This is a genomic window from Kitasatospora sp. NPDC058444 (assembly GCF_042721415.1).
GTDB lineage: Bacteria > Actinomycetota > Actinomycetes > Streptomycetales > Streptomycetaceae > Kitasatospora.
This window is the reverse complement of record NZ_JBHXLL010000040.1, coordinates 26,348-49,797: the sequence shown is the minus strand read 5'-3', so window position 1 is coordinate 49,797 and position 23,450 is coordinate 26,348. Positions and strand designations below refer to the sequence as shown.

The following is a 23,450-nucleotide window of genomic DNA, read 5'->3' as shown; positions in this document are numbered from 1 at the left end:
GCGGTGACGGGATCAGGTCCGGAGCCGGCGCTCCGGATGCGGGCGGCCGGGGGCGGGTCGGGCCTTCGGTGAGCCCCACCGGCGCATGGCCGGAACCTCGACGGTCCTGTGCAGCACCCAGGCGACCGCCAGGCAGAGGACGTAGAGGCCGAGGATGAACAGGACGGCGACGGGCGTGGAGAACGTCGTCGGGGTGTACCGGCCCATGTAGCCCACCAGTTGGCCTGAGAACGCCGCGTGCGCCGCGAAGATCACGGTGATGTGGACGATGTAGAAGGCGAAGGACAGCTCCCCGAGCCACATCATGAAGCGGGTGTCGAGGATCGAGCGTCTGCCGGAGCGGTCGCCGGCGGCGAGCGCGCCGATCAGCAGCGCGGCCGGGACCGGGTAGAGCGCCGCGACCATGAAGACGGCCGGCAGGTGGGCCAGCAGCAGGAAGACGGCGAGGTTGAGCAGGACGGCCGGCAGGACGCGGATCCTCGGCCACCGCCCCTCGGCGACGATCCGGGCGAGGAGCATGCCCATTACGAACTCCATCGTGCGGACGGGCGGGAAGAAGCAGAGCGCCCACATCTGGGGCCAGGACCCGGCGGGGTAGAAGCTCGGCGGGTACCCCGAGAGCAGCGGCTGGCTGATCACCGGGAGCAGGGCGGCCGTCACGCCGAGGCCGAGCAGCCAGGGCCACAGGGCCCGGTGGTCCAGCCGCCTGACGAACCGGATCAGCAGCGGGAACAGCGCGTAGCAGAGCAGGTCCACCGAGAGGGTCCAGCTCGGGCCGTTGAACTGGTACAGCATCACGTCCTGGTCGGGCCACCAGGTCTGCACCAGGAGGACGCCGGCGATGGCCGGGACCCACCGGATGGTGTCGCCCGCGGCGGCGAACTGGCCCAGGGCGACGACCGCGATCAGGACGTGGGAGGGGCCGATGCGCATGAGTCTGCGCCGCCAGAAGTCGACGGTTCTGCGGCCGGGCTTGGCCGACCAGGTGAGCACGAATCCGCTGAGGACGAAGAAGACGGAGACGGCGAGGAAGCCGACGCGCCCGTTGCCCGTCAGGGTGTTGAAGACGGAGTGGGCGGACGGGTCCGAGAACACGGGGAGGAGCAGCGCGTGGTTGGCGAAGACGAAGACGACGGCGACGGCCCGCAGGCCCTCCAGCGACGGCAGCGTCATCGCTCGGGCGGGTAACAGGGAGTTCAAGGCAGTCCCTTTCTCCGGGGTGGCGGACGCGCCGTCCGGTCCTTCGACCGGCACACGGCGCCACCGATGCCCGTACGTCGAACACGGGGCGGGGGATTCGACATCGACGGCCCTCTTCTTTCGTTCGGTTGTTCGGGGGGAAGGGGAGGGGACGGGGAGAGGGAGGGGGAGTGGGACGGATGGCGGCCCCCGGACGGTCGGATGCCCGTGCCTCCCGACACCGCGAGGGTCGTCGGCAGGCACGGGCATCGTGGCCGTGCGGGGTGCCCGCCCGTCAGGGCCGGGCGGGCGGGGCGCCGCGGTCAGCCGGCCGCGGGGACGGAGTCATCGGTGCCCTCCGCGGCGCTCTCGGCCGCGGCCTGGCCCGTGGGCGGCACGTGGCGGAGCAGGGAGGAGACCAGGATGGCGGTGGCGACCAGCAGGACGCCGGAGACGGTGACCACGGTGTGGAGCTCGTCGGCGAAGGCGGCCCGGGCGGGCGCGAGGAGGGCCTGGGCGAGCTGACCGGACAGCGATCCGGCGGCCTCCGTCGCGCCCGCGAGGGAGTCCTTCGCCGCCCGGACCGCGTCGGCGGGCAGGCCGTCGGGAAGGTCGAGCGCGCCGCGGTAGACGGCGGTGCCGATGCTGCCGAGGGCGGCGATGCCGAGGGCGAACCCGAGCTGGCCGCTGGTCTCGTTGAGCGCGGCCGCGGACCCGGCCTTCTCCTGCGGCGCGGAGCCCATGACCAGGCCCATGCCGAGGGTGACCATCGGGCCGGAGCCGAGGAAGACGATGGCGAAGCCGGTGATCAGCACGCCCGGGCTGGACCCGGGCTCCGCCATGGTGATCACCAGCATGCCGACGGCGGCGAGGACCAGCCCGCCGCTGATGACGTACGCCGGGCGCAGGTGCTGGCCGAGCTTGGGGGAGACACCGAAGCTGATCGTGTTGGCGAGGATCGCCGGCAGCATCCACAGACCCGCGTGGAGCGGGTCACGGCCGTAGACCAGCTGCAGCGTCTGGGTGACGAAGAACATCACCGCGCCGGTGAGCATGGTGCCGAGGAACAGGCTGACCAGGGCCGCCGAGAACGCGCGGTTGCCGAACAGGCTGAGGTCGAGCAGCGGGTCCGCGAGGCGGCGCTGGCGGTGGACGAAGAGGATGCCGAAGCCGATGCCGACCAGCACGGCCGCGATCGACGCGGGCTCCCAGCCGTCCTTGGCGATCTCCTTCAGGCCCCAGATGGCGAGGAGCACGGCGGCCATCGACTCCACCACGCTGATCAGGTCCAGGCGTCCCGACTCCGGGTTGCGGAACTCGGGCAGGTAGACCGGGCCGAGCACGAGCAGCAGCACCATCGGCGGGACACCGAGCAGGAAGGCCGAGCCCCACCAGAAGTGGTCGAGCATGGTGCCGCCGATGATCGGTCCGATGATGGCGCCGGCCGAGAAGCACGCGCCCCAGATGCCGAAGGCGGCACCGCGCTGCTTGGCGTCCTGGAACATGGTGGTGATCAGCGACAGCGTGCCCGGCGCGAGGGTGGCGCCGGCGACACCGAGCAGGGCGCGCGAGGCGATCAGCATCTCGGGGCTGACGGCGTAGGCGGAGGCGGCCGAGGCGAGGCCGAAGGCGCCGGCGCCGATCAGCAGCAGCCTGCGCCGTCCGATGCGGTCACCGATCGACCCCATGGTGACGAGCAGGCCGGCGAGCATGAACGAGTAGATGTCGGTGATCCACAGCTGCTGCACGCCGCTGGCGTGCAGGTCCTCGGACAGGCTGGGCAGGGCCAGCAGCATGACGAAGACGTCGATCGAGACCAGCAGGGTGGGCAGGGCGAGGACGGCCAGGCCGATCCACTCTTTCCGTCCGGCCCGGGGCGCGGGCCCGCTCGGGGGGGAGGTGTCGCTCATCAGGGGGTCCTTCCGGATTTCTCGGGGCACTCGGCATCCACGGGTGCCGTCACACCCGGTACGTCGGACCAGCCGGTGCGGTCTCGACATCTCCGGCCGAAACTCGGGCGAAGGGGCGGGATCTCGGCTTGGATGTCGAGGGCGGGCCGCTCGCGGCGACGTCTCAGGTGCAGAGCACCAGCCGACCGCGCAAAGGACCAAGGAATGATGGAATGAAGTACATGCTGCTGATCCATATGAACCCGGTCATCTGGGACGGCCTGCCGGAGGGGGAGCGGAACGCGGTCTTCTCCGGGCACGCCACGTTCCAGCAGAAGATCCTCGACACCGGCGAGATGGTGATGACCCAGGCCCTCGCCGATCCGTCCGGCAGCGCCACGGTCAGGGTCCGGGACGGCCGTCCGGCGGTCACCGACGGCCCGTACCTGGACGCCAAGGAGTTCCTCGCCGGCTACTACCTGGTCGACTGCGCGTCGAAGGAGCGCGCGGTCGAACTGGCCGGCCTGATCCCCGACGCCCGGTACACCGGCATCGAGGTCCGTCAGGTCGTCTTCGAAGCCGATACGGAGAGTTGAACCCGATGAACCGTGACGCCCGGGTCGAGGGCCTGCTCCGATCGCTGGCACCGCAGGTCCTCGGCGCGGTCGTCCGCCGCTACGGGCACTTCGACGCCTGTGAGGACGCCGTCCAGGACGCCCTGCTGGCAGCCGCCGTCCAGTGGCCCGACCAGGGCGTGCCCAACAACCCCCGGGCGTGGCTGATCACCGTGGCCGCCCGCCGGGTGATCGACGGGCTGCGCAGCGAGCAGGCCCGCCAGCGCCGTGAGGCCACCGTCGCCGCGCTCACCCCGGCCGACGAGACGGTGACGCCCGGCCCGGGCGAGGAGCCCAAGGCGGCCGAGCAGGACGACATGCTCACCCTGCTCTTCCTGTGCTGCCACCCCTCGCTCACCCCGGGTTCGCAGGTCGCGCTCACCCTCCGGGCCGTCGGCGGTCTGACCACCGCGCAGATCGCGCACGCCTTCCTGGTCCCCGAGGCGACCATGGCCCAGCGGATCAGCCGGGCCAAGCAGCGGATCAAGGCCACCGGGCTGCCGTTCCGGATGCCGCCGGAGAACGAGCGCACGGAACGCCTGGCGGTCGTGCTCCAGGTGCTCTACCTGATCTTCAACGAGGGCTACACCACCACCAGCGGCCCCGACCTCCAGCAGCCCGAACTCGCCCGCGAGGCCATCCGCCTCACCCGCGAGCTGCACCGGCTGCTGCCCGGGGAGGGCGAGGTCGCGGGCCTGCTGGCGCTGATGCTGCTGACCGACGCCCGCCGGCCGGCCCGCACCCGGCCCGACGGCAGTCTCGTCCCGCTCGCCGAGCAGGACCGCTCCCGCTGGGACCAGGCCGCGCTCAAGGAGGGGCTGGCGCTGATCGCCGAGACCCTCCCGCGGATGGTGACGGGGCCGTACCAGGTGCAGGCGGCGATCGCCGCCGTGCACGGCGAGGCGGTGCACGCCGAGGACACCGACTGGCCGCAGATCGTGGCCCTGTACGAGCTGCTGGAACAGCTCGCCCCCGGACCGATGGTGACGCTCAACCTGGCGGTCGCCCTCGCGATGGCCCGGGGCCCGGCGGCCGGGCTGGCCCTGCTGGCGACCCTGGAGGCCGACGGCCGGCTCGCGGGCCACCACCGGCTCGCCGCCGTCCGTGCCCATCTGCTGGAGATGAGCGGCGATCTGGCGGCGGCCCGGGACAGCTACCGGGAGGCCGCCCGGCAGACCGGCAGTCTTCCCGAGCGCCGCTACCTGGAGGCCCGTGCCGAGGCGACGAACCACGGGTGACGGACCGTCCGGGACGGACCGCCGGTGACGCACCACGGGGGAGGGGCCACCGGCCACCCGGGGCCCGGAGCGGCACCGGGCGACCACCGCGAGGTGCCCCGGACAGCACCGGCTCGGAGCCGCTCAGCGCCGGCCGTCCGGAGAGCGCGGCGGCACCAGCGCCAACAGCACCGTCATGCCGAGCAGGGAGCGCAGGTCGGGGCCGATCTCCCGTCCGGCCGCCCGCCGTTCCCGGGCCAGGCCGTCGGCCATCCGCAGCAGTTCGGAGTCGGTGCGGGGGACCAGTCGCGCCACCGCGGACAGCGTCACACCGGTGAGCAGGCAGGCCATCACGCCCTGCCGCCACCGCTCCTGGTCGAGGTGCTCGGCCGCGAAGGGGCCCATCGCCGCCGCGATCAGCCGCGGGTCGTCGCTGCTCAGGCCGTCGGCGACCAGCTCCAGGCCGAGCCGCACGACGGAGTCCGGCAGCAGCTCCAGCGCCCGTAGCACCCCGCGCCGCTCGGCGTCGCCGCCGTGGCGGTAGAGCCGCTCGATCTCGTTCTCCAGGAGGCGGTCGGGCAGCACCTCGGCCAGCACCGTGAGCAGCCGGGCGCGGGCGCGGTCGTCGGCGGTACCGAAGACCAGCCCCTGCGGGTCGGTCGCCGGCCGGAGGGGCTCGGTGCCGACCGCCTGGCCGGCCAGCGCGAACTCCTCGCGGACGGCGGCGGGGCGCGCCCTGACGCGCCGTTCGGCGCCGGCCAGCCAGCCGTGCTTCGCCGTGTGGAGGACGACCACCGTGCTCCCTCGCGGGACGCCGGTGGCAGGCCAGGATCGGTCCTCGTGGTTCCGCATGATCAACGGTCTCCGAATCGTGGACGACAGCGGTGCAGCCGAGTGCACCAGGTGAACGGAAACGGTCTGTCCGGCAGCCGACCCGCGCCCGGCGGGGCGGCGGTGGGTGCGCAGGCTTCAACTGCGGTCGGCGACCCTCGCTATGTAACAGCGGGGCGCGGAAGACGGTCAAGAACCGCCCACGGGCCGCGAAGCGGCCGGACGATCACCGCGGAACGACGCGTTCACGCAGGTCAGATCGCACGAAAGGAGTGAGGGAGAAGGCCCGTGACGGGCCGCGGCGCCCTGCGGACACCGCACGACACGAGAAGTGGGGCGTGAAGGGGTTTCCTCCGTTCCGAGCTCCGTTCCGAGCTTCGTTCAGGCACTGATACGAGCACCGATACGAGCACCGATACGAGCACTGCTGCGAGCATCGCCGCGAGCTCCGGTGCGGCCGTCGGGGCGGCGTCCACTCCGTCCCCGGCGGCCGCAGCAGCCGGCATCTCTGCCCTGCACTAGGTAGTCGGATCAGACGACGCGACTTCGACATCCGCCGGGAAGATTCTTCGGACTTCTTCTGCGGCCGGTACGAACGCACAGCGGTCACCGGCGCGGCGATGGTGCCTGCCGCGCCGGTGACCGTCCCGTCCGGCCTGCCGCCGGAGCCGCTCAGAGCCGCTGGAGTGCTTTGCGGTCCACCTTGCCGTTGGCGGTCTGCGGCAGCGTGACCACGAACCGCACGTCCCGCGGGTACTTCTGCGGCGACATCCGGGCGCGGGCGAAGTCCTGCAGCTCGCGGGCCGAGACCTCGGCGCTCGCGACCACGTACGCCCGGGTGAGGGTGAGGCCGTCCTCCTCGTAACCGACGACCGCGCACTGCTCGACGGCCGGGTGGTCCAGCAGGCAGGCCTCGATCTCGATCGGTGACACCCAGACCCCGTGGACCTTCAACAGGTCGTCGGCCCGGCCCCGGTAGTAGAAGTAGCCCTCCTCGTCCCGGGTGAAGAGGTCACCGGTGCGCACGGTGTGCTCCGCGGGGAAGGTCACGGCCGTCTGCTCCGGCGCCTCCCAGTAGCCCAACGCGGCCGTCTCGCCCACCACTTGGAGGACGCCGAGCTCACCGTCCGGCAGCGGATCGCCCTGCTGGTCGACCACGCTCACCTGGTACCCCGGCACCACCGTGCCCAGGCTGCCGATCCGGGCCGCACCGGGCCGGTTCGAGATGTAGGCGTGGTAGACCTCGCAGGAACCGATGCTGTCCATCACCTCGACGCCGAAGGTGTCCAGCCACCTCCGGTGCAGCTCGCCGGGCAGCGCCTCGCCGGCCGAGATGCAGAGCCTGAGCGAACTCAGGTCCCGGCTGCGGGCGTCGGGGTGGTCGACCATCGACTTGATCATGGTCGGCACGTTGACCAGGACGGTCGGCCGGTGCTCCTCGATCAGGTCGAAGATCCGGTCCGGGGTGCTGCGCTCCGGGAAGACGACTCCGGCGGCGCCGACCCCGAACGGGAACAGCACCGCGGTGTCCCGCGAGTAGCCGAAGAACAGCTTCGGCACCGGCAGCACGACGTCGTCCGGGCGCAGGCCGAGGACGCCGCGGGCGTACCAGTCGAAGCTCAGGACCGGGCTGCGGGCCGGCACCAGGACGGCCTTGGGCGCGCCCGTGCTGCCGGTGGTGAACTTCCACATGACGATGTCGTCCAGGTCGACGTCCACCGCCGTCAGCTCGTCCGCCTGCGCGGCCAGCAGCGTCTCGAAGTGCAGCTCGCCCTCGCGCAGTTCCTCCGGCGCCAGACCCATCACCAGGAGGTTGCGCTCGCCGGCCTCGCGCAGCGCGGCCACCGTCGCCCGGTCCACCACCGTGATCGACGGCTTCACGTAGTCCAGGTAGTACCGGTAGTCCTTCGGGAGGAGGTAGCTGTAGACCTCCGCCGTGACGGCACCGATCTTCTGCACGCCGTACCAGGTCGCCACGTACTCGACGCCGTCGCTCAGCGCCATCAGCACCCGGTCGCCCCGCCCGATGCCGAGGCCGCGCAGCAGGTTGCCCACCCGGTTGACCAGCTTGCCCAGTTGGGCGTACGTGGTGTGTCCGTCATGGGTGATCAGCGCGGTCCGCCCGCCGTCGTTGCGGTCGACGAACCAGTCGGCGACGTTGATCCGCTGCGGAAGGTCCTGGTACCGCATGGGGCTGTGCGCCCCGGCCGTGCCGGGTATGTCCGCCTCGGTCACGGGCGCGCCCCCACCAGGTTGCGCAGCCGCTCGGCGGGACGCTCGATGAGGTAGTGGCTCACCGTGGCCAGCAGCACGCTGCCCGCGAGGACGAAGGCCAGCAGCTCCCAGAAGCCCACCTTGCCGACGAACGCGCCGACCGGGACCGCGGGGTTGCCGAAGACGCTTCCGTTCTTGAACCAGAAGTGGATCATCGGCAGGTGCCAGAGGTAGATGCCGTACGACATCCGCCCGAGGAAACGCACCGGCGGGTTGCCGAGCACGCCGTCCATCAGCCGCGAGCTGACGCCCGGGACGGTCAGCGGCAGCACCACCAGCATCGCGAAGAGGATGGTGAGCACCTGGATGGTCAGCTCCTGGGCCAGGCCGCCGTACGTGCCCATGCCCGGGATGCCGAAGGGCTTGGGGATGTTGAGCAGGAACACCACGCCCGCGCCGAGCCAGCACAGGTTGGGGCGCGCGGCCACCATCCGGAAGAGCGCGGGGGGCTCGGTCCTCGTCTCGGCGTAGGCCAGCAGGGCCGCGAGCGCCATGCCTCCGGCGAAGAAGCTGAAGGAGCCGAAGGGGAAGAACGAGTAGTAGAAGACGTCGGCCTTCATGGCCGGCAGGTACGCGAAGGTGGTCCAGCCCAGGCTGGCCAGCGCGATCAGCGACAGCGGCAGCACCAGTCGGCGGGCCCGGCGGCTCTCGTCGGCACCGCCGGACGCGAACTTCTGGACGAGCCAGCCGACCAGCGGCAGGCTCAGGTAGAACACCAGCTCGGTCGGGACGGTCCAGGTCGGCTCGAGACCGGGGATCCAGTCCATCGGGTTCCTGGTCAGCACGAAGTGCACCATCAGGATGGGCTTGAGCAGGAACCAGAGCCCGTCGATCTTGTCCCAGTCGAGCAGCAGCAGCACGGCCAGTGCCATGGCCCAGTAGGCCGGAACGATCCGCAGCGCCCGCTTCCAGAGGAAGGGGAGAGTGGCGGGGCGCTTGGTCTCGGATATCGCGGCGCGCGCGAACGGGCGGAAGAGCAGGAGGCCGGACAGCACGAAGAAGGGCGACAGGCACACCTCCAGGCCGTTGGCCAGCACGCTCCACAGGTTGTGCCCCGGCTCGGCCATGGAGTGGCTGACGTTGGCCTCGTAGGCCACGTGGTACGCGAGCACGCCGACGGCGGCCAGCCCGCGGAGCCCTTCGAGGGTGGGAACCTTCTTGGTGGCCTGGGCCTCGCGGCCTCTGCTGCCGGTGGGTCTCTCTGTCACTGCCATGCGTGGTCCCCCTCGGGTGACGGTGTTCTGGTTTCGGGCACTGTCGAGGGCCGAGCCGCGGGTTCGGGGGCTCGGCCCGGACCGAGGTCTCAGCTGGCGGCGGCCTTGGCGATGACCTCGCTGAGGTGGTCGACGGCGGAGGCCGGACCGGGGAAGAAGCGGTTCTTGGTCAGCGCGAAGGCGATGCCGGTCTCGGTGTCGGCGTAGGCCGTGCTGCCGCCCATGCCGGGCATGCCGAACACGGACAGGGTGTCCTGCGGGTTGGTCCCCGGGCGACCGAGGTTGTAGCCCAGGGCGCGCGGCATCGGGAAGCCGATCATCTGGTCGACGTCGGCGGTGGCCACGGCGGTGACCTCGCGCAGTCGGTCCTCGGAGATCAGCCGGACACCGTCCACCTCGCCGAGCAGCGCGGCGTACATCTTGGCCACGGCGCGGGCCGTCATGGTGCCGCCCGAGGGGATGTCCGAGGTGAGCACCACCGGGTTGTTGCCGTAGTCGGCGCTCGGGGTCACGGCCGCCGGAGTGGCCTTGAACAGCGGCATGTCGGCGGGCATCATCGCCAGCATCTCGGCGGTGCCGGGCGCGTCCTCGAGGCGGGCGAGCCGGCCGAGCTCGGTCTCCGGGACGCCGAAGTACAGCTCGTCCGCGATGCCGAGCGGAGTGGCCACCTCCTCCTTGAGCACCTGGGAGATCGGCTTGCCGGTGGCCCGGCGGACGATCTCACCCATCACGAAGCCCCAGGTCATCGCGTGGTAGCCGGTCTTGGTGCCGGGCTCCCACCACGGCTCGGAGTCGGCGAGCAGGCCGACCATTCGGTCCCAGTCGGACAGGTCCTTGACGGTGAGGTCGGCCGGCACCGCCGGGACGCCGACGGAGTGGGTCAGCGCGTGGCGGACGGTCGCCTTGTCCTTGCCGTGGGCACCGAACTCGGGCCAGAGCTCGACGATCGGGGTGTCGTAGTCAAGGACGCCGCGGTCGGCGAGGACGTGGACCACCGTCGCGGTCACGCCCTTGCCGGTCGAGGCGCTGTAGAACGGGATGTCCGAGGTGACCGGACGACCGTCGGAGTCGGCGGTGCCCGCCACCGCGTCCACCACCAGCTCGCCGTTCTGGTACACCGCGACCTGGATCCCCTGCTCGGCGCCGGACTCCACCATCTCGTCGATGGCCTGCTGGACGATCTTCTGCATGACGATCATGCCCTTTCGATTTCGCTCTAGTGGATCCGGCACCCACGGGCACCGTTCACATGAGACATCGGTGCCGTCGTCGGGATCTCTACATCCGCCCGCCCGGTGCTTGAAGATTTTTTCGGTTCACCCGGACGGGGCCCGGTCAGCTCGTCCAGCGGTGGCTGTAGTACTCGAACTCCAGGGCCTGCCCGTCGAGGGCGGCGTGCAGCTCGGCGACCGCGGCCCGGGCCGCCGCCCGTACGGAGGGCACCTGGCAGGACGCCGCCAGCCGGTGCAGGGCGTCGTAGCAGTCGCGCAGCCGCTGCTCCTCCTCGGGCGAGAGCCGGGCTCCGGCCGCGCCGTACTGGTCAACCGGCTCGTTCGTCATGGAATCGCGCTGCCTTCACTTCGAATCGGGGGAGACTGCCGGCCTCGGCCAGCTCGACCTCCGGACGCAGGCCGAGCTGGCGCTTCATCTCGGCGCTGATGCGCTCGCAGAGCTCGGCCGGATCGGACCGGTGGGCGGCCGGGGCGGGCCGCGGCTCGACCCGCAGGACGATGGTGTCGAGCCCGCGCACGTTCCGCAGGATCGTCTGGTACTCGCTGACCTGGTCGAACCCGCGCATGATGTCCTCGATCATCACCGGCGTGACCGAGATGCCGCGGACCTTGCGCATGTCGTCGGTCCGGCCGAGGATGCCGCCGTCGTACCAGTCCCAGGTCCGGCCGCAGCCGCACTCGTGCCACGGCCGCTTCACCACCAGGTCGTCGGTCCAGTAGCGGAAGATCTGGATGCCCTCGCGGCCGAGCGCCGTCGTCACCCGGACACCCTGCTCCCCGTACCCGACCGGCTCCCGGGTGACCGGGTGCAGGACCTCCTCGATGACCCCCGGCTCGATGATGTGGCAGCCGCCCGGTTTCGCCGGGCACTCGAACATGAAGACGGTGGCGAGCTCGGTCATCCCGGCGAAGTTGAGGACCCGCGCGCCGAAGGCGTCGGCGATCGCGCGCGCGGTCGACTCCGGGCGCGGTTCGGCGCCGGTCACCACGATCCCCACGTTGGCCTCCGCGGCCAGGTCGACGCCCATGTCCCGGGCCGTCTCCACGAGCCGCATCGCATAGGTGGGGGTGCAGCCCAGGACGTCGATCCGGCGGTCGATCAGCAGCCGCACCCGGCTGCGGGAGTCCATCGAGCCGATCGGGACGACCGTGCCGCCGATCCGCTCCAGGGCGTAGTGCATGCCCCAGTAGCCCATGAACAGGCCGTACCCGAAGGCGACGCAACCCAGCTGCCCGGCCCGGACGCCGGCGCCGTACAGGGCCGTGCACCACATGTCGACGGCCCAGGCCCAGTCGCGCGCCGTGTCGAAGGTGCGGAACGGCGGGTTGCCGCTGGTGCCGCTGGTCTGGTGGTAGCGGATCGCCAGCGCCGGATCGGTCGAGGGGATCGTGCCGTACGGCGCCGGCGCTTCCTGCTGGGCGGCGATCAGGTCGGACTTGTGCACCAGCGGCACCCGGTCGACGTACTCCTCCAGGGAGGAGACGCCTTCCGGGAGGCGTTCGCGCCAGAACGGCGAGTTCCCCCTGGCGTGGTCCAGGGCGCGCCGCAGCTTCCGCCACTGCCACCGCGCGAGTTCCTCGCGCGGCATGGTCTCCGTCTTCGGGTTCCAGTACTGGGAGACGGTCGGGAACGGTCTCATGATTCCATTCGGATCTCGGTGGACGCCGGCCGCAGGACGCACAGGTCGGCCCAGCCGGCGGCGAGCACGGTGTGGATCTGGTCGAGGGTGCGCAGCGAGTCGTCCACCATGACCGCGATCCCGGCTTCGTTGCGCACCGCGTCGGCGAGGGGGAGGACGCCCGACTGCTCGCCGGCGGACCCGGGGGCCTCCAGCAGGAGGAGGTCCGCGCCGTGTCCGGCCAGCTGCCGGGCCAGCGCGACCAGGGTGCCCGGCTCGGTGGGAGAGGGGCCGGCCGGGTCGGGGCCGAGCGCCACCGCGAGCGGGCGGGGGGACGGCCAGCAGGCCCGCAGCGCCTCCAGCGCCTCCAGGGCCCGCTTCGGCGGGTCGGCGACCAGCTCCGGCCACGGCTCGGCGCAGAGGTCGAGCATCAGCATCGAGCAGCCGTCGTCGAGGGCCCGTCGGGCCGCCTCCCGGTAGCTCCCGGGGTCGTCCGTCGGGGAGAGCCGGCGGCAGGTCGGCGCGCCGGCCGCGTCCACCGCTCCGGCCCGGTCGGCTCCTTCGCGGGCCGGGTCGAGCACCAGGCCGCCGCCGAGCGTCCCGGGCGTCCCGGCCTCGCTCACCAGGCGGTTGTCCAGGTGCAGCCCGCCGATCCGCAGCGGGGCGAAGGCCGGCGGCGGTGCTAGCTCCGTCGGCCGTCCGGTCGCCCGGCCGTGGAACCAGCCGTCGAAGCGGGCCGAGAACTCGGGGTCGCGGGCCGCGATGTCGGCGTGGGTGATCCGCCAGGACCGGGCCACCAGCTGGTAGACGAACTGGATCGGCTCGAAGTCGGCGTAGCGGTGCACGTTCTCGAAGTACCGCTCGGACCTGCGCGCCGCCCGCTGGAACTTCTCCACCCTCGGCATCCGGGTGCGCTCGAAGCGGGCCAGGGCGTCCTCGAGTCCTCCGGTCCGGGCCCGCAGCTCGTCGGCCAGCACGATGGCGTCCTCGATCGCGAGCCGGGTGCCCGAACCGATCGACCAGTGCGCGGTGTGGGCGGCGTCGCCGATCAGGACCACGTTGCCGTGGTGCCAGGTGGCGCAGTCGAGCTGCCGGAAGGTGGCCCAGGGCGCGCCGTTGGTCCGGATCGCCCGGCCGTCGAGGTCCGCCGCGAAGATCTCCTCGCAGCGGCGCGCCGACTCCTCCTCGGTCAGCCGCGCGAACCCGGCCCGCTCCCAGGTCTCCTCGGCGACATGGATGATCATCGAGCTCCAGGACCGGCCCGACGGGTAGCAGTACCCGTGGAAGCGGCCCCACTCGGTGTCGCGGAAGATGTAGGTGAAGTAGGGGAAGACCTTGTCGACGCCGTACCAGGCGTAACGGAACTCTGACGGTTCGAAGTTCGGCCGGAAGACGTCCTGGTGGGTCTGCCGGACCATCGAGTTCACGCCGTCGGCACCGACCACGAGATCGGCCTCGGCGTGGTCGGCGAGGCTGTCCACCCGGTGGTGGTGGTGCACCCGGGCGCCGAGCCCGGTGGCGGTGTCCCGCAGGATGGCGAGCAGGTCGGCCCGGGGGACGCCGTGGAACCGGTTGCCGTTCACCAGCGTCCGGGAGCCCCGGTACCGGACGTCCACCGGGGTCCAGGTGGTGCCGGCGTCGACGATCGCCGCGTGGGTCGCCGGGTCCACCCGCCCGAGTTCGTCCAGCGCTCCCTCGGGGAAGACGACGCCCCAGCCGTACGTCGTCTCCGGACCGTTCCGTTCGAAGACCCGCACGTCGTCCGCGATGGCGTACCGGCGGAGCAGGACGGCGAGGAAGAGCCCGCCGGGGCCACCGCCGATGATGTCGACTCGCATGTGTGTCACCGCTCCGATGGCGATCCGTCAAGAAGGGTGGCCGCCTTCCAGCGGCCGATGTGCTGCCGCAGCGCGTCCGGGCGGGCCGCGGGCTCCGTCCGGGCGAGCACGCTGATCAACCGGCTCCCGATCACCACGCCGGCCGCGTCCGGGGCGAAGGCCCGGATCTGCTCCTCGTCCCGGATGCCGAACCCGACCAGGAAGGGCCGGGCGGCCGTCTCGCCGAGCCGCCGGGTGAGGCGGGTGGCGGCGGCGAGGTCGAGGTCCGCCCCGGTGCGCTCGGCCAGGTTCCGGTACGTCAGGTGGGCGGCCGCCGACTCCAGCCGCCGGGCCAGGGCCGGGTCGGCGGCGGGAGCGATCCCCGGGACGGCGCTGAGACCGGCCGCCGCGATGCGCTCCAGGTCGTCCGGGCCGTCCGGCCGGGCGAGCACCAGCGCGTCCACCCCGGCCGCGGCCGCCCGGGAGAGGAGGCGGTCCCAGCCGAGGTCGGCGACCGTCTCCGGGTACACCAGGAGCAGCAGCGGGAGGTCCGGTGCGGCACGGCGCAACTCGCCGAGCCACTCCCACGACTGCTCCTGGTCCGTGCCGCGGGCGCGTTCGAAGGACCGGGCGATCTCCGCGCCGCGGGGGCGGGTGTTCGGGGTCGGGAGGCCGAACTCGAGGATGTCCGCGCCCGCGTCGACCGCTGCCAGGGCCAGGTCCGACCGGTCGGAGGTCAGCGGGTCGCCCAGCGTCAGATAGATCGTCAGGGCCCGTTGCCGTGCGGCGTCCAACCGGTTCAGGCAGCGTCCGAGCCGGTCGTCGGGCCGGTCGGACGGGGTCGACGGGGGCGCGTCCATCCGTGCCACGCCTAGGCCGCCCTCGCCGCGTCCCGCAGCGACCGGACGGTGGCCGTCGGGTCGGCGCTCTTGGCGATGGCGGTCCCGACGAGGATGCAGTGGGCTCCGGCGCCGGCGGCCCGGGTCATGTCCGCCTCGGTGTGGAAGGCGCTCTCGGAGATCACCAGGAGCTCGGGCGGGCAGCCGGCGATCAGCTCCTCGCTGAGGCTGACGGTGCCGTCGTCCAGTTCGAGTGCCGTGATGTCCCGGTTGTTGATGCCGACGGCGATCGCGCCGAGCTCGACCGCCCGCTCCAGCTGCTCCGCGCTGTGGACGCCGACCACGACCTCCAGCCCGAGCCGTTCCGCGCGGCTCTTCATGGCGCCGAAGAGCTCCGGGTCGGGGACGGTGCTCAGCGAGAGCTGCACCGCGTCGAAACCCGCCTCGTGCGCCTCGTCCATCTGCTCCACCGTCCGGAAGAACTCCTTCCGCATCAGTGGGACTCCCGCCACCCGGCGGATGCGTCGCGCGATCGCGATGCTGCCCCCGAAGAAGTCGGGGTCGGTGGGGGTCGAGAGCGCGTCGGCCCCGCCCTCCAACAACGCCTGGACATAGGGTTCGAGCTGCTCGTCGGCGATCAGCTCCCCGTCCCGTGGGGACCGGCACTTGACGTCGACCATCAGGGCCGGCCGGCGGCTGTGGCGCGCGGTGGCGAGCACCTCATAGAGGCTCCGGCTTTCCATGATCCTCCTCTCGGTTCGACGAATCCACATTGTGGTCGGGGCGAGCGCGGCGGACTTCTTCCGTCGTGCTGTAACGGTTCCGGTCGGAGTACTTCACCCACCGCGCGAGCAGGTCCGCCGCGGCTCCCGAGTCGACGGCCCGGGTGGCCCGCTCCAGCCCGGCGGCGAGGTCGTCCTCCAGCGAACCGGAGAAGCCGTCGTAAGTGGCCAGTGCGGCGGCCGCGTTGAGCAGGACCGCGTCCCGTACCGCGCCGCGTCCGCCGCGGACCAGCGCGCGGACCGTCTCCGCGTTGGCCGCCGCGTCCCCGCCCCGCAGGTCGTGCGACCGCGCCCGGGGGATGCCCAGCGCGAGCGGGTCGAGCACCCGCTCGGTCACCGTGCCGTCCTGGACCACCCAGACGCTGCTGGTGGTCGTGGTGGTGAGCTCGTCCAGGCCGTCGTCGCCCCGGACCAGCAGCACGGTCGACCCGCGCCGGGCGAACACCTCGGCCAGCAGCCGGGTCCGGTCCGGGAACGCGCAGCCGACCAGGGCGTGGGACGGCCGGGCCGGATTGAGCAGCGGCCCGAGCAGGTTGAAGATCGTCGCCACCCCCAGGGCCCGCCGGGTGTCGGCGATGTGCCCCAGCGCGGGGTAGCACACCGGGCCGAACAGGAACCCGATGCCGAGCTCGGCCACGCAGCCCGCCACGGCCTCCGGTTCCAGGTCGATGGCGACGCCCAGCCGCTCCAGCACGTCCGCCGCGCCGGACCTGGACGTCGCGCTGCGGTTGCCCACCTTGGCGACGGTGGCGCCGGCCGCGGCGGCCACCAGGGCCGCCATGGTCGAGATGTTCACCGAGTGGGACCGGTCGCCGCCGGTGCCCACGATGTCGAGGGCGCGGGTGCCGAGCCGGACCGGACGGGCGTAGCCGAGCGTCGTCTCGGCCAGCGCGGCGACCTCGGCCGGCGTCTCGCCCTTCGCGCGCAGCGCGACCAGGAAGCCGGCCACCTGGGCCGGGGCCGCGGCACCGGACATGACGCGGCCCATCACCCAGGCGATGTCCTCGGCCGTGAGGTCCCGGCCGTCGAGGAGTTGGTCGATCAGCCGCCGCCAGTCGGGAGTCCCCCGGCCGGCGGCGGGCTGACTACGCGTCGGCAGAGCTCCCATGACCGTCCCCCGGTTCCTCGTGCCGACCGGCTGCACCGAGGGCCGCCGGAACCTCCACCGGACGGGCCTCGATCAGCGATGACCTCGCCGAGCGGTCGATCCCGACGAGCTCGAAGCCGCTCTCGGTGAGCAGCCGCCGCCAGGAGGACTCGCTGCGCTCGCGCCCCCCGAGCAGCACCAGCATGTGCAGGTCGAGCAGCTTCGCGGGGTGCGGCCGGGAGTCGTCCGGGATCACCTGCTCCAGGATGAGCAGCCGGGCCTCCGGCCCCATGGCCCGGTGGCAGCGGCGGAGGATCTCCACGGCCCGGTCGTCGGCCCAGTCGTGCAGGATCTGCGCCAGGACGTAGACGTCGCCACCGGACGGGACGGCGGTGAAGAAGTCGCCGCCCACCACCTGGCAACGGTCCGTCAACTCACGCTCGGCCAGGCCGAGTCGGGCCTCCTCGGCCACCTGCGGCAGGTCGAACAGTACTCCGCGCAGCTGCCGGTGGCGGGCCAGCAGGGTGCCCAGCAGCCGGCCGTTGCCGCCGCCGACGTCGACGACCGTGCCGACCCCGCTCCAGTCCCGGTCGAGCAGGGGCAGCAGCCGCAGCGTCACCAGCCCGGCCTGGCCCTCGTTGAAGGCGGCGAGCTCCTCGGGGTGGTCGCCGAGCCAGTCGAACATGGGCTTGCCGAAGACGGTCTCGAAGGCCGGGAGCCCGGTCCGCAGCGCGTGGGTGGCCGCCGTCCACGCCTGGTACGCCTCGCCGGCCATCAGCGAGGCGAGGTGGTGCAGCGAGCCGGGCGCGTCGCGGTGCAGCAGCGCGCCGAGCGGGGTGACGGCGAAGGTGCCGGCCGGCTCCTCCACGAAGAGCCCCTCCGCGGTGAGGACCCGCAGGAAGCGGTGCAGGGCGTCCGGGTCGGCGCCGACCCGCGGGGCCAGCTCCTCGACCGGGACGGCCTCCTCGCCGAGGCTTTCGACCACCTTGAGTTCGCTGACGGCGAAGATCGCCTGGGAGACGATGTACCCCATGATCTTCCGGCGCAGCAGGCTGTTCAGGTCGTCGTCATCGGACACGGTGTTCTCCGTCGGTCGCGGCGGTTCTCCGGGCCTGGTCGCGGGTGCCTTCCCCCGCGCCACGCAGTTCCGGAAAGAGGGGTATCTCGGCGGTGGCCTTCAGGTAGTCGGCACCGGCGGTGCCACCGGTGCCGGGGGAGTCCTTGATGATCTTCCGGGTGATGCCCCAGTGGGTCCGCTTCATGGCGCGCCAGCTGTCGTCGAGCCGCGCCATCGGTCCGGCCACCACCGCCAGCGCGTCCTCCCCCAGGGTCGACGCAAGCTCCTGGTAGACCTCCTGGAGGGTGGGGCTCGGCACCTCGACCCGGGCGATCTTGTCGTCGGCCGCGGTGCGGGGCCGCGGGGCGGTGATCCGCTCCACCTGCCGGTAGCCGCGGGACTGGATGGCGCTGCGCCCGACGGTGTGCGCGCGGATGATCGCGAAGCCCTCGCGTGACATCGTGGTGAGCACCCGGTAGAGGATCGGGGTGCTCTCCACCCGCTCGGCCGCGCCCACGAGTTCGGTGGCCGCCGTGGTGAGGTCCCCGGCGCGCAGGGCGGTCAGCGCCCGTTCCAGACATCGGTACGTCCGCCGGTAGAGCAACTCGAAGAGCTGCACGCTGCGGACGAACATCAGCTCGTCGTGGACGGGCGTGGACGGCAGCATCGAGACCTCGGCCGCCTGCCGGGCGGTCTCCGGCGTCGTGTCCAGCACCGCCTGCGCGAGCCGCCGGCCGTAGCCGGCCAGCGCCGGGTCGTCCCGGTCCGGCACCCGGCCGAACTGCCCCTCCGCCAGCGAGAGTTCGGGAGCCTTCGGGGTCAACTCCGCGACCCGCGCCAGGGCCTGGACGACCGCGTGGGTCCGTACCCGCTGCCAGTGCGCGTCCGGCGTCACCGCCAGGGCCTCGCTCTCGGCCAGCAGGAGATCGGCCAGCAGCGCGCGCATCTGGGTGTCGAGGCCCGCGTCGGTCCGCGACTCGCCGTCGTGGGCGGCGATCCGTTCGAGCATCCGGACGAGCAGGTAGGAGTCGTAGTCGCCGTCGTCCTGGTCGAAGGTGCTCGGCAGCCAGTCGAGCAGCAGCCGGTGGTCCGGCCGGGCCGATAACGACAGCCGGCGGTTCAACTCCTGCAGTGTGTCGACCAGTTCGGGTGACGCGTAGTTCCGCCCGGCGGTCTGGTAGTGGTCGAGGATCTCCTTGAACGGGAAGCGCTCGGTCGAACCGGGTCCGTCGTCCGTCTCCAGCCCGACGGTCCACTCGGCGAGGCGGGCCAGGGCCGCCGCGGAATCCGGTAGGTGGCCGGGACGGGCGCCGCGGAGACTGATTCCCGCCACGCCCGTGTGCAGCGGCCATACGGTCGCCGCGGTGTCAGGGGTACGACCGTCGGTTCGGTCGGTCCGAGGCTTTCCTTCCGATAGGTACATGCCACACCTCGTGGAATAGTGGCCTGATGGGAAGCGTGAGCCGGATCGCGGATCCGGCCTCACATCTCGCTACCTCTCGCTACGGTTCTCGCAGCGGCTCGTCACGGCTTCCGCTACATCTCGCTGCGGATCGCCCAGAGGTCGGGGAACACCGGCTGGTGCAGGGTGCCGCGCAGGTAGGCGGCGCCGGCCGAGCCCCCCGTGCCGGGCTTCGCGCCGATGATCCGTTCGGCCATCTTGGCGTGCCGGTAACGCCACTCCTGCATCAGCTCGTCCAGGTCGAGCAGCCGCTCGCACAGCTGCGCCGCCACGCCGCCGTCCCGGTAGACCTGCACCAGCAGCAGCTGCACCGCCTCCGACGGCTCCAGCGGCAGTGAGGTGTCCCGTTGCAGGTGGTCCTGGGGCACCGGATAGCCGCGCAGCGAGAGGTAGTTGAGCAAGGAGTCGAACACCGAGGGCCGGGCCGTCGCCGCCGTGATGTCGGCCCACTCGGCACTGTCCCGCGGGTACTGGCCGACCATCGCGGCCTCGCGCCGGCCGAGTACCGCCTCGATCTGGCGGAACTGGGCCGACTGGAAGCCGCTGCCGTTCAGCACCGACCGGAACGCGTTGAACTGATCCGCCGTCATCGTCTCGATCAGGCCGACGTTGCCGACCACGGCCCGGAAGGCGGCGAGCAGCCGGTGCAGCTGGCGCAGGGACCCGCCGCTGTCGCCGTCGGCGAGCGTCCGCTGGAGCTCGGCGAATTCATGGAGGATGAGCTTGAAGAAGATCTCGTGCGCCTGGTGAACCACAATGAAAAGCAGCTCGTCGTGCACATCCGTGCGCGGCCTCTGCAATGCCATGAGTTCATCCAGCGCCAGATATGCGGAGTAGTCCAGAACCGCTGTGTCGTCGCCCGCCATAGCCCACATCCGAATCGAACAGTGAAACCGAACAGGAGATTTGCCACAGGCTATCGGGCCATGGCGGGCGACGTAAGGTGAATGCCAAGATTCAGCAATCCGGAAGGCCGGGTACCGGATCAGGTCAGTGAACGCAGGGCGTCGACGGTGGCGAGGATCTCCGCGTGCGAGAGGTAGAGGCCGTTCAGGCCGAAGCGCAGCAGGTTCGGCGGGCGCACGTCGCCCGTGAAGCCGCGTTCGATCATGGCCGCCATCAGTCGGCCGGCCTCCGGATGGCTGAGGGTCAGCTGACTTCCCCGTCGCTCGTCCTCGCGCGGCGTCACCAGCTCGAAGCCGCGCCCCGCCAGGTGTTCGTCGACGCAGGCGATGAAGAACCGGCTCAGCGACAGGCTCTTGGCCCGCAGGCGCCGCAGGTCGATGCCGTCGAACACGTCCAGGGCCGCGTCCAGGGCCAGCAGCGACAGGACGGCCGGCGTGCCGATCCGGTAGCGGCCGATCCCTTCGGCGGGGCGGTAGTCCGGCGTCATCGCGAACGGGTCGGCGTGGCCGTTCCAGCCGGTCAGCGGCTGGTCGAGGTGCTCGTGGTGGCGGCGGGCCGCGTAGCCGAAGGCGGGGGCGCCCGGGCCGCCCGACAGGAACTTGTAGCCGCAGCCGACGGCGAAGTCGATCCCGTCCCGGTCCACCGCGAGCGGGACGGCGCCCGCCGCGTGACTGACGTCCCAGACCACCACGCCCCCCGCGCGGTGGGTCGACCCGGTCAGCCCGGCGAGGTCCCAGAGCTCACCGGTGCGGAAGTCGACGGCACTGGCGGTGGCGACGGCCAGCCGGTCGCCGCAGTCGGCCAGCGCGTCGGCGAACTCGGGCATCGGGGCCTCGCGCAGCTCCAGGCCGAGCAGCCGGGCCACCGAGGCGGCGAGGTAGCGGTCGGTGGGGAAGCCGGCGGCGTCCATCAGCAGGACGTCGCGCCCGGGGCGCAGCCGGGCGGCGGCGACCAGGGAGTTGAACAGCTGGACGGAGGTGGAGTCGCCGGCCACGGTCTGGCCGGGCGCCGCCCCGAGCAGCCGCCCGATCCGGTCGCCGACGCGCAGCGGCGCGTCCCACCAGCCGTCCTCGTACCAGCCGCCGATCAGGTGCTCGCCCCACTGCTCGGCGACGACCCGGCGCATCCGTTCCGGGACCCCGGCCGACAGGGCGCCCAGTGAGTTGCCGTCCAGGTACACCGTGCCCGGTGGCACCAGGAACCACTTGCGGGCCGCGGCGAGCGGGTCGTTCCGGTCGAGCTCGGCGGCGGCTTCGCGGGTGGTCACAGGCCCACCTGCGCGAACACCGCGGCACCGAGCTCGGACGCCGGGTCGGAGAGGTCGAACGGGAGGTCGAAGTGGTTGCGGTCGGCGGCGACGATCCCGCGCACGGCGGCCGCGCGCGGCCCGACGGCCCGTACGAGGTCGTCGTGCTGCCGGCCGAACTCCTCCGTCTCGGCGACGCCCCTGGCCACGACCAGGGCGGGCAGTCGCGCGGGCAGCCGGTGGATCGGGCTGAGCCGGGCCGCCGCCGCGGCGTCGAGCCCCAGCGGCCGGTTCACGTAGGTGTGCCGCACCGGTTCGAGGTCGTAGACGCCGCTGAGCAGGACCGCCCCGGCGAAGGCGTCGGCCGGGTGGCGGCCGCCCGGCCGCCAGTCGTCCAGCAGCGCCATCAGGACCAGGTGCGCACCGGCGGAGGAGCCGCTGAGGTGGACGCGGTCGGGGTCCACCCCCAGCTCCACCGCGTGCTCCAGCAGCCAGTGCAGGGCGCGGCGGACCTGCGCGACGATCTCGTCCAGCCGGTAGTCGGGCGCCAGTCCGTAGTCCAGCGCCGCGAACGCGGCGCCGGCCCCCACCAGGCCGGGGGCCGGGAAGGACGACTCGTCCTTGCTCAACTCCTGCCAGTAGCCGCCGTGCACGAAGACCATGAGCGGGGCGTTCCGGGATCCCGCCGGAAAGAAGTCCAGGGTTTCCGACGGTTCGGGCCCGTATGGTATTCCCCGGCGCACCTCGAACTCCGCCCGGGCCTTCTCGCTGTCGCCGGTGTAGCGGTCCACGAAGACACTCAGGTCGGACACACAGGAACTTGGCGAGTACTGCCGGTCCAGCGTCCGCTGGTCGTATCCGCGATATACCGGCGATTCCATGCAGGGCCTCCGCATTTCTGCCCGGCGCCGATGCCGGCGCCGGGCGGGTTCGAGATTTTCCGGTCAGCGCACCCGGCGGGCGAAGGTGCGGACGTCACCGACGAACAGTTCGGGCTCCTCCAGCGCGGCGAAGTGCCCGCCGCGCTCGAACTCGGACCAGTGGGCGAGGGTCGGCAGGATCTGCTCGGCCCAGCGGCGGATCGGCCGGACGGCGTCCTCGGGGAAGACGGCCACCCCGACCGGAGCGGCGAGCGGCCACGGGCCGGCCCAGGTGGTGATGAACTCGGAGTCCAGCCGGTTGGACTCGTAGTAGAGCTGGGCGCTGGAGCCCGCGGCGGCGGTGAACCAGTAGATCGCGGCGTTGGTCAGCAGCCGGTCGCGGCTGACCGCGTCCTCCGGCACCTCCTGCGCGGCCGTCCACTCCCTGAACTTCTCGACGATCCAGGCGAGTTGACCGACCGGCGAGTCGGTCAGGCCATAGCTGAGGGTCTGCGGCCGAGTGGACTGGATCTTGCGCCAGCCGGCCCCGTCCTGCTCGAAGTTCGCGGCGAACTGCAGCCGGGCCAGGTCCGCCTCGCCCAGGTTGGCGAACTCGGCCGGGTCCTGCGGCGGGAAGGTGGCGAGCATGTTGAGGTGGACGCCCGCGACGTGCGCCGGGTCGGCCAGGCCGAGCTGGAGCGAGACCGGCATGCCCCAGTCGCCGCCCTGGACGAGGTACCGGTCGTAGTCGAGCCGGTGCATCAGCTCGGCCCAGGCCCGGCCGACCCGGGCGGTGTCCCAGCCGGTCTCCTGCGGGCGGCCGGAGAAGCCGTAGCCGGGCAGCGACGGGATGACCACGTGGAACGCGTCGGCCGGATCGCCGCCGTGCGCCCGCGGGTCGGTCAACGGCCCGATGACGTCCAGGAACTCCACCACCGAGCCGGGCCAGCCGTGGGTGATGATCAACGGCATGGCATCCGGCTCCGGCGAGCGCACGTGCAGGAAGTGGATGTCCACGCCGTCGATCTCGGTCAGGAACTGCGGGAACGTGTTGAGGTGGGCCTCGGCCTTGCGCCAGTCGAAGCCGGTGCGCCAGTACTCGGCCAGCTCCTTCAGGTAGCCGAGCGGCACACCCCGCTGCCACCCCACGCCCGGCAGCTCACCGGGCCAGCGGGTCGCCGCGAGGCGGCGGTCCAGGTCGTCGAGGGCTTCCTGCGGGACGTCGATACGGAAGGGGCGCATGCCAAGTCCTCTCGGTGAGACTGTCAGGTCGTAGGCGGGGGTGACGGCGGGGCGACGGCGGGCCGGAGCCGGCCGGGCGGGTC

The 23,450-nt window shown here is 72.2% G+C and carries 20 protein-coding genes; 2 read left to right on the top strand and 18 right to left on the bottom strand.

Going from position 1 to position 23,450, the window contains the following annotated elements:
• Window positions 1–12: 12 nt before the first annotated feature.
• Together ACFWP2_RS31095 and ACFWP2_RS31090 are read right to left on the bottom strand one after the other, a co-directional pair.
• Window positions 13–1,173 carry an acyltransferase family protein gene (locus ACFWP2_RS31095; RefSeq protein ID WP_380457636.1) on the bottom strand — a complete coding sequence of 387 codons (1,161 nt, stop codon included), beginning with the start codon at window positions 1,171–1,173 and terminating at the stop codon, window positions 13–15.
• Window positions 1,174–1,502: 329 nt separating this feature from the next.
• The gene (locus ACFWP2_RS31090; RefSeq protein WP_380457634.1) at window positions 1,503–3,089 is read right to left on the bottom strand and encodes an MFS transporter; all 1,587 of its coding nucleotides are present in this window, start codon (window positions 3,087–3,089) and stop codon (window positions 1,503–1,505) included.
• A 212-nt stretch (window positions 3,090–3,301) separates the two neighbouring features.
• Between ACFWP2_RS31090 and ACFWP2_RS31085 the strand changes: the two genes are divergently transcribed.
• Together ACFWP2_RS31085 and ACFWP2_RS31080 are read left to right on the top strand one after the other, a co-directional pair.
• Window positions 3,302–3,664 (top strand): YciI family protein, encoded by a 363-nt coding sequence (locus ACFWP2_RS31085; RefSeq protein ID WP_380457632.1) that lies wholly within the window; start codon window positions 3,302–3,304, stop codon window positions 3,662–3,664.
• A 5-nt stretch (window positions 3,665–3,669) separates the two neighbouring features.
• On the top strand, window positions 3,670–4,920 hold the full coding sequence (locus tag ACFWP2_RS31080; protein ID WP_380457630.1) for an RNA polymerase sigma factor: 1,251 nt from the start codon (window positions 3,670–3,672) through the stop codon (window positions 4,918–4,920).
• A gap of 123 nt (window positions 4,921–5,043) precedes the next feature.
• On the opposite strand, the gene ACFWP2_RS31075 is transcribed toward ACFWP2_RS31080, so the two are convergent.
• The 16 genes from ACFWP2_RS31075 to ACFWP2_RS31000 form a co-directional block, all read right to left on the bottom strand.
• Window positions 5,044–5,694 carry an EboA domain-containing protein gene (locus ACFWP2_RS31075; RefSeq protein ID WP_380457628.1) on the bottom strand — a complete coding sequence of 217 codons (651 nt, stop codon included), beginning with the start codon at window positions 5,692–5,694 and terminating at the stop codon, window positions 5,044–5,046.
• A 708-nt stretch (window positions 5,695–6,402) separates the two neighbouring features.
• Window positions 6,403–7,965, bottom strand: coding sequence for a benzoate-CoA ligase family protein (locus ACFWP2_RS31070; RefSeq protein ID WP_380457626.1), 1,563 nt, complete (start codon window positions 7,963–7,965; stop codon window positions 6,403–6,405).
• Entirely contained in the window at window positions 7,962–9,218 is a 1,257-nt protein-coding gene (locus ACFWP2_RS31065; protein ID WP_380457623.1) for an acyltransferase family protein, read from the bottom strand. Before ACFWP2_RS31065 ends, ACFWP2_RS31070 begins: the two co-directional genes overlap by 4 nt.
• An 89-nt stretch (window positions 9,219–9,307) precedes the next feature.
• A complete protein-coding gene (locus ACFWP2_RS31060; protein WP_380457621.1) occupies window positions 9,308–10,417 on the bottom strand; it encodes a serine hydrolase domain-containing protein in 1,110 nt (369 codons plus the stop codon).
• Window positions 10,418–10,553: 136 nt separating this feature from the next.
• Entirely contained in the window at window positions 10,554–10,778 is a 225-nt protein-coding gene (locus ACFWP2_RS31055; protein ID WP_380457619.1) for a DUF6052 family protein, read from the bottom strand.
• Window positions 10,759–12,090 carry a phenylacetate--CoA ligase family protein gene (locus ACFWP2_RS31050; protein WP_380457616.1) on the bottom strand — a complete coding sequence of 444 codons (1,332 nt, stop codon included), beginning with the start codon at window positions 12,088–12,090 and terminating at the stop codon, window positions 10,759–10,761. Before ACFWP2_RS31050 ends, ACFWP2_RS31055 begins: the two co-directional genes overlap by 20 nt.
• Window positions 12,087–13,907 carry an FAD-dependent monooxygenase gene (locus tag ACFWP2_RS31045; RefSeq protein WP_380457613.1) on the bottom strand — a complete coding sequence of 607 codons (1,821 nt, stop codon included), beginning with the start codon at window positions 13,905–13,907 and terminating at the stop codon, window positions 12,087–12,089. Before ACFWP2_RS31045 ends, ACFWP2_RS31050 begins: the two co-directional genes overlap by 4 nt.
• A gap of 5 nt (window positions 13,908–13,912) precedes the next feature.
• Window positions 13,913–14,746, bottom strand: a complete 834-nt coding sequence (locus tag ACFWP2_RS31040) for a tryptophan synthase subunit alpha (RefSeq protein ID WP_380457611.1) — start codon at window positions 14,744–14,746, stop codon at window positions 13,913–13,915.
• Window positions 14,747–14,757: 11 nt separating this feature from the next.
• Window positions 14,758–15,468: an indole-3-glycerol-phosphate synthase gene (locus ACFWP2_RS31035; protein ID WP_380457609.1), complete on the bottom strand. Its 711-nt coding sequence runs from the start codon at window positions 15,466–15,468 to the stop codon at window positions 14,758–14,760.
• Window positions 15,446–16,615 carry an anthranilate phosphoribosyltransferase gene (gene trpD / locus ACFWP2_RS31030; protein ID WP_380457607.1) on the bottom strand — a complete coding sequence of 390 codons (1,170 nt, stop codon included), beginning with the start codon at window positions 16,613–16,615 and terminating at the stop codon, window positions 15,446–15,448. Before trpD ends, ACFWP2_RS31035 begins: the two co-directional genes overlap by 23 nt.
• Complete coding sequence (locus tag ACFWP2_RS31025) at window positions 16,593–17,672, bottom strand: methyltransferase (protein WP_380457605.1); 1,080 nt, start codon at window positions 17,670–17,672, stop codon at window positions 16,593–16,595. The genes trpD and ACFWP2_RS31025 overlap by 23 nt, the downstream gene beginning before the upstream one ends.
• On the bottom strand, window positions 17,662–18,984 hold the full coding sequence (locus ACFWP2_RS31020; RefSeq protein WP_380457602.1) for a hypothetical protein: 1,323 nt from the start codon (window positions 18,982–18,984) through the stop codon (window positions 17,662–17,664). Before ACFWP2_RS31020 ends, ACFWP2_RS31025 begins: the two co-directional genes overlap by 11 nt.
• A gap of 203 nt (window positions 18,985–19,187) precedes the next feature.
• Window positions 19,188–19,979: a tryptophan 2,3-dioxygenase gene (locus ACFWP2_RS31015; protein WP_380457599.1), complete on the bottom strand. Its 792-nt coding sequence runs from the start codon at window positions 19,977–19,979 to the stop codon at window positions 19,188–19,190.
• 119 nt (window positions 19,980–20,098) lie between these two features.
• Complete coding sequence (locus ACFWP2_RS31010; protein ID WP_380457597.1) at window positions 20,099–21,286, bottom strand: kynureninase; 1,188 nt, start codon at window positions 21,284–21,286, stop codon at window positions 20,099–20,101.
• Window positions 21,283–22,077 carry an alpha/beta hydrolase gene (locus ACFWP2_RS31005; RefSeq protein WP_380457595.1) on the bottom strand — a complete coding sequence of 265 codons (795 nt, stop codon included), beginning with the start codon at window positions 22,075–22,077 and terminating at the stop codon, window positions 21,283–21,285. The genes ACFWP2_RS31010 and ACFWP2_RS31005 overlap by 4 nt, the downstream gene beginning before the upstream one ends.
• A 132-nt stretch (window positions 22,078–22,209) precedes the next feature.
• Complete coding sequence (locus tag ACFWP2_RS31000) at window positions 22,210–23,367, bottom strand: epoxide hydrolase family protein (RefSeq protein WP_380457593.1); 1,158 nt, start codon at window positions 23,365–23,367, stop codon at window positions 22,210–22,212.
• Window positions 23,368–23,450 lie beyond the last annotated feature (83 nt).

Excerpts from the sequence above, each read along its gene's own strand:
- ACFWP2_RS31015 (WP_380457599.1), bottom strand. The coding sequence starts at position 19,979 with ATGGCGGGCGACGACACAGCGGTTCTGGACTACTCCGCATATCTGGCG.
- trpD (WP_380457607.1), bottom strand. The coding sequence starts at position 16,615 with ATGGGAGCTCTGCCGACGCGTAGTCAGCCCGCCGCCGGCCGGGGGACT.
- ACFWP2_RS31065 (WP_380457623.1), bottom strand. The coding sequence starts at position 9,218 with ATGGCAGTGACAGAGAGACCCACCGGCAGCAGAGGCCGCGAGGCCCAG.
- ACFWP2_RS31045 (WP_380457613.1), bottom strand. The coding sequence starts at position 13,907 with ATGCGAGTCGACATCATCGGCGGTGGCCCCGGCGGGCTCTTCCTCGCC.
- ACFWP2_RS31040 (WP_380457611.1), bottom strand. The coding sequence starts at position 14,746 with ATGGACGCGCCCCCGTCGACCCCGTCCGACCGGCCCGACGACCGGCTC.
- ACFWP2_RS31085 (WP_380457632.1), top strand. The coding sequence starts at position 3,302 with ATGAAGTACATGCTGCTGATCCATATGAACCCGGTCATCTGGGACGGC.
- ACFWP2_RS31090 (WP_380457634.1), bottom strand. The coding sequence starts at position 3,089 with ATGAGCGACACCTCCCCCCCGAGCGGGCCCGCGCCCCGGGCCGGACGG.
- ACFWP2_RS31035 (WP_380457609.1), bottom strand. The coding sequence starts at position 15,468 with ATGGAAAGCCGGAGCCTCTATGAGGTGCTCGCCACCGCGCGCCACAGC.
- ACFWP2_RS31080 (WP_380457630.1), top strand. The coding sequence starts at position 3,670 with ATGAACCGTGACGCCCGGGTCGAGGGCCTGCTCCGATCGCTGGCACCG.
- ACFWP2_RS31060 (WP_380457621.1), bottom strand. The coding sequence starts at position 10,417 with ATGATCGTCATGCAGAAGATCGTCCAGCAGGCCATCGACGAGATGGTG.
- ACFWP2_RS31055 (WP_380457619.1), bottom strand. The coding sequence starts at position 10,778 with ATGACGAACGAGCCGGTTGACCAGTACGGCGCGGCCGGAGCCCGGCTC.
- ACFWP2_RS31095 (WP_380457636.1), bottom strand. The coding sequence starts at position 1,173 with ATGACGCTGCCGTCGCTGGAGGGCCTGCGGGCCGTCGCCGTCGTCTTC.
- ACFWP2_RS31000 (WP_380457593.1), bottom strand. The coding sequence starts at position 23,367 with ATGCGCCCCTTCCGTATCGACGTCCCGCAGGAAGCCCTCGACGACCTG.
- ACFWP2_RS31050 (WP_380457616.1), bottom strand. The coding sequence starts at position 12,090 with ATGAGACCGTTCCCGACCGTCTCCCAGTACTGGAACCCGAAGACGGAG.